Source organism: Shewanella sp. MF05960, from assembly GCF_050849305.1.
GTDB lineage: Bacteria > Pseudomonadota > Gammaproteobacteria > Enterobacterales > Shewanellaceae > Shewanella.
Genome location: NZ_JBOZPS010000004.1, coordinates 108863 through 122841 on the forward strand (window position 1 = coordinate 108863; position 13979 = coordinate 122841).

The 13979-nt window shown below is 41.5% G+C and carries 12 protein-coding genes and 3 tRNA genes; 2 read left to right on the plus strand and 13 right to left on the minus strand.

Annotation, left to right across the window (positions count from 1 at the left end; genetic code table 11):
- Positions 1–331 precede the first annotated feature (331 nt).
- The 13 genes from hflC to orn form a co-directional block, all read right to left on the minus strand.
- A complete protein-coding gene (gene hflC, locus ACROAE_RS05310; RefSeq protein WP_432399966.1) occupies positions 332–1210 on the minus strand; it encodes a protease modulator HflC in 879 nt (292 codons plus the stop codon).
- A gap of 2 nt (positions 1211–1212) precedes the next feature.
- Positions 1213–2373 carry an FtsH protease activity modulator HflK gene (gene hflK / locus ACROAE_RS05315; protein WP_432399967.1) on the minus strand — a complete coding sequence of 387 codons (1161 nt, stop codon included), beginning with the start codon at positions 2371–2373 and terminating at the stop codon, positions 1213–1215.
- A gap of 33 nt (positions 2374–2406) precedes the next feature.
- Positions 2407–3714: a ribosome rescue GTPase HflX gene (gene hflX / locus ACROAE_RS05320; protein WP_432399968.1), complete on the minus strand. Its 1308-nt coding sequence runs from the start codon at positions 3712–3714 to the stop codon at positions 2407–2409.
- A gap of 19 nt (positions 3715–3733) precedes the next feature.
- Positions 3734–3991: an RNA chaperone Hfq gene (gene hfq / locus ACROAE_RS05325; RefSeq protein WP_011638750.1), complete on the minus strand. Its 258-nt coding sequence runs from the start codon at positions 3989–3991 to the stop codon at positions 3734–3736.
- Positions 3992–4075: 84 nt separating this feature from the next.
- Positions 4076–5002, minus strand: a complete 927-nt coding sequence (gene miaA, locus ACROAE_RS05330) for a tRNA (adenosine(37)-N6)-dimethylallyltransferase MiaA (protein WP_432399969.1) — start codon at positions 5000–5002, stop codon at positions 4076–4078.
- Between the two features lies 1 nt (position 5003).
- Positions 5004–6881, minus strand: coding sequence for a DNA mismatch repair endonuclease MutL (gene mutL, locus ACROAE_RS05335; protein WP_432399970.1), 1878 nt, complete (start codon positions 6879–6881; stop codon positions 5004–5006).
- A 1-nt stretch (position 6882) separates the two neighbouring features.
- Complete coding sequence (locus ACROAE_RS05340) at positions 6883–8223, minus strand: N-acetylmuramoyl-L-alanine amidase (protein WP_432399971.1); 1341 nt, start codon at positions 8221–8223, stop codon at positions 6883–6885.
- 7 nt (positions 8224–8230) lie between these two features.
- A complete protein-coding gene (tsaE, locus tag ACROAE_RS05345; RefSeq protein WP_432399972.1) occupies positions 8231–8689 on the minus strand; it encodes a tRNA (adenosine(37)-N6)-threonylcarbamoyltransferase complex ATPase subunit type 1 TsaE in 459 nt (152 codons plus the stop codon).
- Between the two features lie 173 nt (positions 8690–8862).
- The gene (locus ACROAE_RS05350) at positions 8863–9318 is read right to left on the minus strand and encodes a hypothetical protein (RefSeq protein WP_432399973.1); all 456 of its coding nucleotides are present in this window, start codon (positions 9316–9318) and stop codon (positions 8863–8865) included.
- A 713-nt stretch (positions 9319–10031) separates the two neighbouring features.
- Positions 10032–10107 (minus strand) — tRNA-Gly (locus ACROAE_RS05355).
- A gap of 525 nt (positions 10108–10632) precedes the next feature.
- A tRNA-Gly gene (locus ACROAE_RS05360) sits at positions 10633–10708 on the minus strand.
- A gap of 249 nt (positions 10709–10957) precedes the next feature.
- A tRNA-Gly gene (locus tag ACROAE_RS05365) sits at positions 10958–11033 on the minus strand.
- Positions 11034–11163: 130 nt separating this feature from the next.
- Positions 11164–11709 (minus strand): oligoribonuclease, encoded by a 546-nt coding sequence (gene orn / locus ACROAE_RS05370; protein ID WP_432399974.1) that lies wholly within the window; start codon positions 11707–11709, stop codon positions 11164–11166.
- A gap of 112 nt (positions 11710–11821) precedes the next feature.
- On the opposite strand from orn, the gene rsgA reads away from it, so the two are divergent.
- Together rsgA and asd are read left to right on the plus strand one after the other, a co-directional pair.
- On the plus strand, positions 11822–12880 hold the full coding sequence (gene rsgA, locus ACROAE_RS05375; protein ID WP_432399975.1) for a small ribosomal subunit biogenesis GTPase RsgA: 1059 nt from the start codon (positions 11822–11824) through the stop codon (positions 12878–12880).
- Positions 12881–12935: 55 nt separating this feature from the next.
- Positions 12936–13844 (plus strand): archaetidylserine decarboxylase, encoded by a 909-nt coding sequence (gene asd / locus ACROAE_RS05380; RefSeq protein WP_432399976.1) that lies wholly within the window; start codon positions 12936–12938, stop codon positions 13842–13844.
- Positions 13845–13979 lie beyond the last annotated feature (135 nt).

The window sequence follows — 13979 nt, forward strand, 5'->3', positions numbered from 1 at the left end:
ATAGTTTGAGGCGGTGCTCATTATAGCGAAAAATTAGAACTAGATCATAGTGAAAACACGCATCTAAGTTGAGGATATTAACATTTTTTTCAAAATAGCATATAAATCAGCATCTTTTTAACAATCTTATCGATATTAACTTATAAAATAGGATGATTTATTCCTATACCTAATCAACTGCTTATATACGTTTTAATCTAAAAACAGTAAAAAGTAGTCATCTGATACTAAAGAAAGGGATTTTTCGAAAAACTGAATTTGAATTGCAGATACAAAAAAGCTCAGTATTAACTGAGCTTTTTGTCGTTTTTGCACTAAAGCTAATTAACGATTATTTACCGCTAGACGATTTCATGTACTTAAAGAAATCACCTTCTGGCTCTAACACCATCACGTCGTTTTTACCTGCAAAACTTTCTTTATAGGCTTCTAAACTGCGTAAAAAGTTATAAAACTCAGCATCTTTGCTGTAAGTATCAGCGTAAATCTTGGCAGCAAGTGCATCACCTTCACCACGTACGGTAAGGGCTTTACGTTCAGCTTCAGCAATCTTCACTGTTACGTTAGCATCAATCGTTGCGCGAATAATTTCAGCTTGTTCTTTACCTTGTGCACGATGCTCTTTCGCCACAGCTTGACGTTCAGCACGCATACGTTGGTAAATACTGTTACTCACATTAGCAGGTAAGTTAATTTGCTTAACTCGTACGTCAACAACTTCAATACCTAAGTTTTCAGCGCTTTCAGATGCATTTTGTAGTGCATCGGTTTGCAACTCGTCACGCTTACCGGATACGATTTCTTTAATCGTACGGCGACCAAACTCAGTACGTAAATCGTTATTGATTTTGGCTTGTAATAAGCTTTCTGCATTGGCTTTAATACCGCCGTTGGTAGAAAGATAATACTTTTCAAAATCATGAATACGCCACTTAACATACGAATCAACCATTAAGTCTTTCTTTTCAGAAGTCACAAAACGGTCGGCTGCGCCGTCTAACGTTTGAATACGCGCATCTAGGTATCGCACTTTATCAACAACGGGTAGCTTAAAGTGTAAACCTGGAGCAAACACTTTAGTCACGTCATCGTCTTTCAGGACTTTACCAAAGCGAGCAACGATTGCACGCTCGCCTTCGTTAACCACCATTAAAGATGAAAAACCAACGCCTAAGATGACAATCAAAATGATCAGAGCAAATCTACCCATGATTAGTTCCTCCCTTGGCGAAGACGCTCTTCGCGGCTGAGACGTCCATCAGACGACATGCTAGTGATCGGTGTATTTACGCCGGTGTTTGATACTGAGTTAACATGACGTTCAGCTTCTGGCTCAGCTTCTTGGCGCGAGCTTTTAGACGCATCCATTAACTTATCCAAAGGCAAGTACATCAAGTTGCCATTATTTTTAGCATCAATTAACACTTTGTTCGTATCAGACATGACCGCTTGCATCGCATCTAAATATAAACGATTACGTGTTACTGCAGGCGCAGCGTTGTACTCTGGTAATAGCTTTTCAAAACGAGCAACTTTACCTTGAGCTTCTAACACTTCACGTTGTTTATATGCATTAGCTTGTTGCGCCATACGTTCAACTTGACCACGAGCTTTTGGTTCAATTTCACGAGCATAAGCTTCAGCTTCACGGATAAAGCGCTGTTCATCTTCCTGAGCAGAAATTGCATCATCAAATGCATCTTTCACTTCTTCAGGTGGACGGGCAGGTAAAAAGTTAACGTCGCGGATCTGTAAACCTAGTTTATAAGGTTCAATGATACGCTCTAACTCTTTCCACGTGTCACGACGAATCGCATCACGGCCAGTCGTTAGAATGTCATCCATGCGGTTATGACCAATCACGTAACGTAATGCACTGTCTGTCGCTTCACGTAAACTTTCGTTAGCTTCAACTGCACTAAATAAGTACGAATACGCGTCAGATACACTGTACTGAACGACTAATTCGACTTTTACTACGTTTTCATCGGACGTCAACATACTGCCAGAAGCAGGAATTGAACGGAACGTTTCTACGTCTACGGTATACACTTCATCAATAAAAGTGGCTTTCCAGTGTAAACCAGAGCTCACTTCACCAATGTGTTGACCAAAACGAAGTAACACGCCGCGCTCAGCTTCTTTGACTGTATATAATCCCGATAAGCCCCAAATAATTAAGGCAATAACAGCGATTACAATCAATATCGATGAGTTGAATGGTTGGCCAGATGCGGAGTTACCGCCTTTACCACCAAAACGTTTTGATAAGTTACGAAAAACTTCGTCGAGATCCGGTGGCCCTTTATCGTTACCACCTTTATTTCCCCAAGGGTCTTTATTACCCTTGTTACCGGGCTCATTCCAAGCCATTTAGCACTCCATAATTGGATGAAATAAATGAGATTAACAAGTGACGTCTATTTCTGAAGGTTCAAAAATAAATGCCTCTAATTCCCCCTGACTCTGTTTAGCTAATCGGCGCCAATTGGCATCCGATAAACGAACAGATAAAATACAGTTCCCCAGATCGTCATAGTCTTTCTGCTGTATTGCATCCAGTCGATAAAACTGGCCAAGATAATGTCCTGCTGATGCAGGTATTTTCAATGTAAGCTCGCGGATAACCTCACCGATTAACTCGGTAATGGCTTTCAGCAGCAAATCAAATCCAATGCGTTTTTGCGCAGAAACCCATACTCGCTCAGGTTTTCCGTCTTCACCGTAGTCAATACGAGGCGCAAAATCTTCAAGTAGGTCAATTTTATTACAAACCACTAATTGAGTGATTTCATCAGCATCAATTTCTTCTAGTACGCGTTGTACTTGGTCAAAATTTTCTGTCATGTTTTCATCAGCACAATCAACAACATGTAGCAATATTTCTGCTTGACGAGTTTCTTGCAATGTGGCCTTAAACGCCGCCACTAAGTCATGCGGTAGATGACGAATAAACCCCACGGTATCGGCTAAAATCACAGCTCCGTCAGGTAGCGCTAATTTACGCAATGTCGGATCTAATGTGGCAAACAACTGATCGGCTGCATACACATCCGAAGACGTCAGCGAATTAAACAACGTTGATTTACCCGCGTTGGTATAACCCACCAATGATACTGTGGCTAAGTCACTTCGCTTACGCGCACGACGACTTTGCTCACGTTGTTTGTCTACTTTATCGAGACGACGATTAATGTTTTTAATTCGCCCACGAAGTAAACGACGGTCTGTTTCAAGCTGGGTTTCACCCGGCCCGCGCATCCCGATACCACCTTTTTGCCTTTCTAAGTGAGTCCAACCACGAATTAAGCGCGTTGACATGTGGCGCAATTGCGCTAGCTCCACTTGCATCTTACCTTCATGAGTTCTCGCTCGTTGAGCAAAAATATCAAGAATCAACGTAGTTCGATCTAAAACTCGGCACTGACACACAACTTCAAGATTACGTTCTTGAGCAGGGCTCAAAGCATGATTAAAAATCACTACATTGGCTTCAGTTGCAGCGACCATAGCAGCAAGTTCTTCTGCTTTACCGGAACCAATAAAAAACTTTCGGTCCGGAGAGCGTCTGCTGCCAGTAATCACTCCAACAGAGCGAGCACCAGCAGATTCAACTAACAACTGTAATTCAATTAGGTCTTCTCGACGCTCTTCGTCAGAAAAATCTATGTGAACTAATACAGCTGTTTCACCCGCTTCATAACGATCAAACAAAAATTATATTCCTTTTCAATTATTCAGCATCGCTTTCTTCACCATGGGCAGTACCCTGATGAGCAGAAACATTAAATGGGCGTGCTGGTACTACGGTAGAAATAGCGTGTTTGTAAACCATCTGGCTCACTGTATTTTTAAGTAAGATCACAAATTGATCGAAAGATTCAACCTGGCCTTGTAACTTAATACCATTCACTAAATAGATAGAGACTGGTACACGCTCTCGACGCAATGCGTTCAAAAATGGGTCTTGTAAAGATTGCCCCTTAGCCATTTTCAATTTCCTTTTTTATTTTATAAATATGTTGAATTAAGTTTTATTGTTTAGTTTTAGTATTATACAGCAACGGCTAATAAGCTAGCGGCTTTGTCGCATAAGCGTAACTAAATTCCCTTCTACACCACTTTCAAGCCACTGTAAATCAGGCCAACTCCTCAACCATGTTAATTGACGTTTGGCCAATTGCCTAGTGGCTGCGGTAGCTTTTTCGACCATAGTCGCATGATCAAATTCATTATCAAGGTATTGCCAACACTGTCTGTAACCGACACAGCGCATTGATGGCATCTCTAAATCCAAGTCTCCACGTGCTTTTAAACGCGTGACTTCATCGATAAAACCTTGTTCAAGCATGATATTAAACCGCTTAGCGATTAAGTCATGTAATACTTTTCTGTCAGTCGGTGCAATAGCAAATTGTACTACATCATACGGCAAAGCAGCCGACTTAGTCTTCGTTAACTCTGTCATCGTTTTGCCGCTTATACGGTAAACTTCCAATGCACGCGACAAACGTTGCGGATCATTTGGATGAATACGCTCCCCAGCTACAGGGTCAATACGGCACAACTCTTGGTGCAATGCGTCCCAACCTTGGTTTTCTGCCTGCAACAAAATCTGTTGTCTGATAGCTTCATCTGCACTGGGTAAAGGCGATAATCCTTCTAACAATGCCTTAAAATACATCATGGTGCCACCTACAAGTAACGGTGTTTTACCACGAGCAATAATATCTTCTATGGCCACAAGTGCATCGCGGCGGAAATCTGCGGCAGAATAGCTTTCGCTTGGATCGAGAATATCAATCAATCTGTGCGGCGCTAAGGCCAATTCTTGTGCTGAAGGCTTAGCAGAGCCTACATCCATACCACGATAAATTAACGCTGAATCAACTGAAATAATTTTACAGTCATGCTGTGTGGCCATGTCGATAGCCAATGCCGTTTTGCCTGACGCCGTAGGCCCCATCAAAAATATCACTTTCGGCCGGTTGATAGTGTTCACGTTAATTATCTTTCATCCAAGTTTGCCAAGGTAAATCAGTAGCCTGAGCATAAACTGTTTGTTTTATTGTATCGTCTAATAAACAAAACTGCTGCCAAACACTTTGCGCAGACTCAAATTGCACTAGGCTTTGTTTCGCTAACCAGTCCGCTATCGCGCTGTCGTTTGGCTGCTCTAGCGCTATCCATTGTAAAAACTCAGGGATAACAATTGCTAATTGGCTCTCCCTCAAATATGGGGGCACTTTTTTAATTATCAACTGCTGATAGCGAATACTTAGTTCAATACCCATTTGACGCAGTAATTGATCACGTGCTGATAATGTTTCGCTCCAATCTGGGTCGACAGCAATCGCAATGGGCATCAGTAAGGGTTGTGACACTAAACCATTAGCTAATTTTTTAATGATTTCAGCTTTTCTCACCGCAAACAATACCACTTTAAACGGTAATAATGACAAGGTATCGTCTTGGCAAATAACCCAATGAGCACCTGAAAGTAAAGGTGGCATACTCGTTTGTAAACTGACTTCACTGACGTGTTTTTCATAATGGCCAGCAGGGGTTTGTAATAATTGCCCATAATTAGCAATGGCAGTTTTGGTTATCCCTGTTGAAGCGTTTGCTATAGGCTTTTTATCATAACTTGGCTTAACTGCAGCTGAAGAACCACCAAAAGACGCACCATTCTTGCCCGGAACATGCATTGTACCAAAAGGGCTGGCACTATTTATCGGCCGCTGAGCAGCAGCTGGTGTAAATAAATCTGCCTTTGTCTCTGTAAAAATATCATCAGTGGCCGATGTGATTGCCTGTTCATGCATTGCAGCATTGTGGACAGCTTCATGCGGTTCAGGCTCTGTTATCGCCTCGGTTAACACCAATTGCGGCATTTGTAATAATGCCGACTGTATCGCTTGTAAAATAAAATCATGTACATAACGAGATTGATGAAACCGCACCTCATGTTTCGCGGGATGCACATTAACATCCACTTGATGTGGGTCAAGCGCTAACATCAGCACATAGCCGGGTTGATGATCGATACCATGTTCTGCGAATGCTTGTTTTACTGCATGATTAACCAAACGGTCTCTGACTAATCTGCCATTTACATAGAAAAAGCTGGTATCGGTTATCACGCTATCATGAGGTGATTGTAGGTAACCACTTAACGATAATCCATCATGATCACATGCAATACTTAACGCTTGCTCGGCAAATGCCCGACCACAGATTTGAGCAAGACGTTGTTGAGTCTGAATTTCGGTGTTTGCCGGACGATATTGGCGCACTAATTTACCATTGTGCGTGAGTGCAAAATGAATATCACTACGAGCAATGGCTATCCGCTTTAGCCATTCATCAATATGAGTAAACTCAGTTTTATCGCTTTTAAGAAATCGACGACGTGCGGGTGTATTAAAAAATAAATCCACTACTTCGATAGTAGAACCTTGTGGATGCGCAGCCGGCGTCACTTTGACATCCATTTGCGAACCTTCGGCATAGGCTTGCCAAGCTTCAGATTGCTCAGCGGTTTTTGACGTCAATGTTAATCGAGAAACGGAACTAATACTGGCTAATGCTTCACCACGAAATCCAAAACTAAGAATGGCTTCTAAGTCGTCCAGAGTATGCACTTTAGAGGTAGCATGTCGAGACAGCGCCAAGGCCAATTCGTCCTTGGCAATACCAGCGCCGTTGTCACGGATACGGATGAGCTTACTGCCGCCTTTATCAATATCTATATCAACACGGGTCGCTCCGGCATCTAAACTGTTCTCTACCAGTTCTTTAACCACAGACGCAGGCCGTTCAACTACTTCGCCAGCAGCTATTTGGTTAGCTAATTGTGGTGGGAGTAGTTGAATAGCCATGTTAAGCCCTAGGGATTACCAGTGTTTGGCCAATACGCACCACATCAGATTTTAAATTATTGGCTTGTTTAAGGCTGCTAACTGACACCTTATAACGCTGCGCAATAATCGATAACGATTCACCACGCTTTACACTGTGCTTGGTATTAGACGAACTCGTCGTTTTGGCCATTAAGGTATCAGCAGGCGGGTTATTCTCAAAGTAACGCAACACGCCTTTATAAATGGCATTAGCTAGCTTCTCTTGGTGATTACCGTTAGACAATAAGCGTTCTTCACCAGGATTAGAAATAAAGCCGGTTTCGACCAAAATTGACGGAATGTCTGGCGACTTAAGCACTGCAAAACTGGCTGATTCAGGTTTTCTCTTATGCAAATGCGTAATTGAATCTAGGTCTCGCAAAATATCGCCAGCAACAGAATGACTAATAGCCATTGAGCTGTTCATCGACATATCCAGTAACGTCATCGCAAGATACTGTTCGCTGTCAGAGTTTTGAATAATTTCACCAGCACCACCCAATAACTCCGAGTGTTTTTCTTTTTGCTCTAACCATCGACCGATTTCGCTGTTTGCACGGCGCATAGATAACACCCACACCGACGCGCCACGAGGTTGCGGAGAGGTAAAGGCATCAGCATGGATTGAAATTAATAAGTCAGCTTTACTGTTGCGCGCAAGCTCAGAACGTTTGTTTAAATTCACAAAATAATCACCGCTGCGCGTCATGACAGCACGCATCCCTGGTGTAGAGTCCACTTTACGAGCCAAGCGTTTAGCGATTTCGAGCACCACACGTTTTTCGTGCATGCCTGAGGGACCGATAGAACCAGGGTCTTCACCGCCATGACCAGCATCGATAGCAACAATAATATTTCGAGAAGACGGATTTGCAGAACGACTCACAGACGGTTGCGTATTCGATGAACTACCAGCAGCATCTTCTAAATCGACCACTAAACGATTGCCATAAGGTGCCGTAGGTGGAAGAGTAAATAAACTCGATTTAACCGGTTTGGTTAAATCCATCACTAAACGCAGCATGCCCTTTTTAGGCGGAGTGCTAAAACGTATCTTTTTAATAATACTGCTGTTATTGGCAATTTTATCTAAATTTATTTTTGAGCCAGCATCTTGGATATCAACCACTAAACGATGAGGGCCCGTTAAACTAAAGCTGTCATATTTGGGAGCTTGAGTTAAATCAAACACCACTCGTGTTGATTCAGGCGCAGCCCAAATACGCACGCTATCAAGTTGATTTGCTGCCCAACTGGTATTAGGCAACAAAAGCACTAGCGTGGTTACTACACAGGTAAAAAACGTATGTTTAAAATTCATTATTATTTTATTTAATTTTATTTAAAATGGCCTGCCCAGCAGGGGATAAGGCTTGTAATTCGATTTCTCTTTGAGATTCTTTATAACGTAAATGCAAATGGATGTCAGCCTTAGGTAACAAGCCGTGACCATTATCTGGCCACTCTACTAAGCACACACTTCTGTCAGTAAAGTAATCTCGAATACCCATAAACTCCAACTCTTCAGGATCGCTCAAACGATACAAGTCAAAATGGAATACATCCATATTTGCAAACTCGTAAGGCTCAACCAAGGTGTAAGTTGGACTTTTTACAGCGCCTTGATGACCTAAGCTTTGAATAATCCCTCGGCTAAACGTCGTTTTGCCTGCCCCTAAATCACCCGTAAGGTAAAGGGTTAATGGAGGCATCATCCACTGCGCAATTTGTTGCCCTAGCGCAACAGTAGCTTGTTCATTTTCAAGGGTTTTAAACAGGGATGTCATGTGTAAAGTCAGCTTCCGTAAAAAAGAGTTACAAGAATGCTAAATATACCAGAAGTTATGGGTTAACTCCCACTGTTATGGCGGTTATTTTTTGTTAATAAAAAAAACCAGCTACTGGGGATAGCTGGCGAATTCACACTTCAGGAAGTTATTTCAAATTATCAATGCGTCGATTAAATGTCATCCATACGAATTGTGCTATGAACAAGACGTTTTTGCTGCGTTTGTGCCACACGGACTAAATCCATTAATGTGCTCTTAATTTCTTCTGTTGGGCTACTATTTGCCGTTTTTTCAAGTAATGCAATCAAACGGTTTTCGAGATCAAGATGTAACTCGAGCACCTGGTCTTCATGCATATTGGCTGGCAGAGATGCTTCAGCACAACGTTTACTAAAGTCTTCAAAAGTAATGTCTTTATACCAGGTATTTAAAATTCTAGATGGCGCATCTTCTATGTAACTCTCTAGTGTCTCGTAGATATGTCTCTGATGTTGTTGAAAATAAGTCAGCATCATTTTAACGCGAGATGAGTCAGCATTACGATCTAAGCGCTTATACAACTTCTCCATATCGAGATGACATTTGGCCACATAATCAAGTAGTTCGCTCAATTGTTGAATACGCATAGCACTTACCTCGTTTAAAGCTCTAACAGCTTAAAAAATTATCTTGAATTGATTATCAAAGATTTCGAGCACAAATTACTTGAGCAATGTCATGTTTTTCATTCTCCAAAGGCTTCTAATTTAGAGATTCATGAAGAAGTGAGCGATAGATCACGCGTTTTGTTGATTGCACAGTATTTTTCTTCACATCTGAAAGCAATAAATAACAACTGAAGAAATTTTCAGACGAATATGCAGCAGAAATTTGGTATAACTATTGGGCCATGGGAATATGGAGTAAATAGGCATGTAAGCAAGCGTTTTTTGAATTGAAGAGTGATTTGGAGCGACCTTTTTTTACAAAAAGAGGTTAAAACTGATGACGCTGTTATCACTTCTAGCTTGGCAAACAAAAAGGTATCGCATTTTCTAAGAGCGCAACTGAGCTAATATTGCAATATCGCAAAATTTGATAGCTTTGAAGCTGGAAAGTTTAGAGTGTGGGATTTTAAAACAATAAGAGTGATTTGGAGCAATAAAGGTGATTTGGAGCGACATACCTTTTAACAAAGAGAGGTTCGAACTGATGACCGCTTTATGACGCCTAGCTTGGCGAACAAAAAGGTATCGCATTTTCTAAGGGCGCAACTGAGCTAATATTGCAAATCGCAAAATTGAATAGCTTTGAAGCTAGAGATTTTAGAGTGTGGTATGTTGAAACAATAAGAGAGATTTGGAGCGACATATCAGGTTCGAACTGATGACCTATACCTTGGCAAGGTATCGCTCTACCAACTGAGCTAATGTCGCAAATCAAAAAGCATTTGTAATTTGGAGCGAACAGTCTTTTAAATAAAGAGAGGTTCGAACCGATGACGCTGTTATCTCTTTTAGCTTGGCAAGGTATCGCTCTACCAACTGAGCTAATGTCGCATATCAAAATCATATTGAAATTTGGAGCTATCTTCTCTAAATAAAGAGAAGTTCGAACTGATGACCTATACCTTAGCAAAAAAGATTGGTATCAACTCTTACAATTAACTCAACTGAGTTAATGTCGCAAATCAAAAAGCATTTGTAATTTGGAGCGAACAGTCTTTTAAATAAAGAGAGGTTCGAACCGATGACGCTGTTATCTCTTTTAGCTTGGCTAAGGTATCGCTCTACCAACTGAGCTAATGTCGCATATCAAAATCATATTGAAATTTGGAGCTGTCTTCTCTAAATAAAGAGAAGTTCGAACTGATGACCTATACCTTAGCAAAAAAGATTGGTATCAACTCTTACAATTAACTCAACTGAGCTAATGTCGCAAATCAAAAAGCATTTGTAATTTGGAGCGACATATCAGGTTCGAACTGATGACCTATACCTTGGCAAGGTATCGCTCTACCAACTGAGCTAATGTCGCATATCAAAATTATCTGAAATTTGGAGCGAACTTTCTTTTAAACAAAGAGAGGTTCGAACCGATGACGCTGTTATCTCTTTTAGCTTGGCAAGGTATCGCTCTACCAACTGAGTCTAGCTCGCATCATCTGAAATTTGGAGCGAACTTTCTTTTAAACAAAGAGAGGTTCGAACCGATGACGCTGTTATCTCTTTTAGCTTGGCAAGGTATCGCTCTACCAACTGATTCTAGCTCGCATCATCTGAAATTTGGAGCGACATATCAGGTTCGAACTGATGACCTATACCTTGGCAAGGTATCGCTCTACCAACTGAGCTAATGTCGCATTTCAAATTTTAAATTTCATTTCAACTTTCTATTAATCAGAGTTTGGCGCTCTGTAGAAAGTTGAGGCCGCATTATAGGTAAATTTTACTATGCTGCAACCCCCTTTTTAAAAAAAATTGTTCGATTGGTTAAATTTTAAATACTTCTTTGCGATAAAACTGCAATTCTGCAATCGACTCTTTAATATCTTCGAGTGCTTGGTGGGTATTTTTCTTGCTAAAGCCATTCATGGTTTCAGGCTTCCAACGGCGCACGAGCTCTTTAATTGTGCTCACATCGATATTGCGATAATGGAAATACTCTTCTAGCTCTAACATGTATTTATTTAAAAAACGGCGATCTTGGCCAATGCTGTTACCACACATAGGCGATGCACCTTTAGGTACATAGTGGGCTAAGAACTCAATGGTTTGCTTAATCGCATCTTGTTCTGAACATTTACTGGCGCGTACACGGTCAATTAAACCAGACTCACCATGGTGTTTTTGATTCCAGTCGTCCATGCCTGCTAGCACTGCATCAGTTTGATAAATTGCCAATACAGGGCCTTGGGCAATGATATTGAGTTCTTGATCAGTCACTAGGGTAGCAATTTCAATGACTCTATCGACATCAGGTTCTAAACCCGTCATTTCTAAATCAACCCAAATCAGGTTATTCGTATCAGCAGCCATTTATGTCGCCTTATGTTATCTATCGCCTTAATTCAGGCTTTTTTATAAAAGAGTGTGTATCATACTGTTTTTTTGAGACACAAAAAAACACCTATTTGATGAAGATAAGCCTGTGAGTAAAAAGAAACCCCTAAGCCAAGGTCAATTACGCCGTATGCGTGCGAATCAGACTAAGCGACTAAAACGAAGCGATAATAATGACGCGCCTGAATTACAGGACAATTTATTAGGCCCTGAACAATCGGGAGTAGTGATTTCGCGTTTTGGCCAACATGCCGACATTGAAACAACTGACGGTAAGGTATCTCGCTGTAACATTCGTCGTGCTGTAACCAGTTTAGTGACTGGCGACAATGTCATCGTAAGACTCGCTACCGAAGTACAAGCCAGTTCAAGTATCGGTGGTATTGTTGAAGCTGTCCATCCTCGTAAGTCATCACTCACTCGACCCGATCTTTATGATGGCGTTAAAATTATCGCCTCTAATATCGATCAAATTTTAATTGTGTCATCCGTTTTACCTAGTTTCACGACACAAATTATCGATCGCTATCTGGTTGCCAGTGAAGACACTGATATACCGCCTATCATTATTTTAAATAAAATCGATTTATTAAATGATGAAAACCGTGACGAAATAGAGCAAGCACTCGCCCGTTATGAAGCCATTGGTTATCCTGTTTACAGAGTCAGTAGCCATACCGGTGAAGGCGTTGAAGACATAAAAGCGCTGCTTAATGAAAAAGTCAGTGTATTTGCGGGTCAATCCGGTGTCGGTAAATCATCACTGATTAATGCGTTAATGCCTGAGGCAGAGTTATTAATAGGTGATGTATCTGGCAACTCAGGTTTAGGTCAACACACCACCACCACAGCCAAGTTACTGCACTTTAAAAGTGGCGGCGACTTAATTGACTCTCCTGGTGTGCGTGAGTTCGCGCTGTGGCATTTAGACGCGACACGTGTGGGTTGGTGCTTCATCGAATTTAGAGAGTTTTTGGGTACGTGTAAATTCCGAGACTGTAAACACGGTGACGATCCCGGCTGCGCACTGCGTGATGCACTAGAAGCAGGAAAGATTACCCAAGACAGATTTAGCAACTATCATCGTATTATTGCCAGTTTAGATGAACAACGTCATGCACGACATTTTCGTGCCATTGATGAATAATATATAATCGAAGATGACGAATATGAATCAACAAGAAAATAAAAAGGGAAACACATTGGACTCATTTAAAATTGCTTTGCAATACATGCTGCCAAAACATTTTCTGTCACGTTTAGTGGGTAAGTTTGCGGCTGCAAAAGCAGGGGCGATAACGACGGCGGCCATTAAATGGTTTATCAAACAATATAAAATTGATATGTCAGAAGCGAAGCAACCCGAGCCCGAAGCTTACAAAACTTTTAATGACTTTTTTACCCGCGCATTAAAACCAGAATTACGCCCAATTGACCAAGATGACCATATTATGGCTCATCCTGTTGACGGTGCGGTTAGCCAATGCGGCCCGATTGAAGCTGGCAATATATTTCAAGCAAAAGGCCATAGCTATACATCTGAAGCACTGCTAGGTGGCATTAAGGCTGATGCTGCGCGTTTTGATGGCGGCGACTTTGCTACCATTTATTTAGCGCCAAAAGACTACCACCGCATTCATATGCCAATCACTGGCACCTTGTCTAAAATGACCTACGTGCCAGGCGATCTGTTTTCGGTTAATCCATTAACCGCTCAGAATGTACCGGGATTATTTGCGCGTAACGAACGTGTAGTGGCTATTTTTGAAACCGAATCAGGTCCACTGGCGATGGTATTAGTTGGTGCAACAATTGTTGCCAGTATTGAAACCATTTGGGCAGGCACGGTCACTCCACCAGGCGGCAAGCAAGTCTTCAGTTGGGATTACCCAACCACAGGTCCAGAGGCATTAACCTTAGAAAAAGGCGCTGAAATGGGTCGTTTTAAACTCGGCAGCACTGTGGTGATGTTGTTTACACAAGATGCAATTGAAACCTTTGCCGACGGCGTTGAACCTGGTGAGTCAACTCGCATGGGTCAACCATTTGCGAAATTGACTCAAGCATTAACAGATGCTGAATCTGATGAAGAACAAGTAGACGCTAAATAAGCCCTACCGAGCAACTGCCTCATAAAGCCGTATTTTGTTAAAATACGGCTTTATTTTTTAGCCACTTGTTAAACATGACTTTATTTCATATCAATTCAAACAAAAGCCCTGTGTTATCGCATACTGCAACACCAA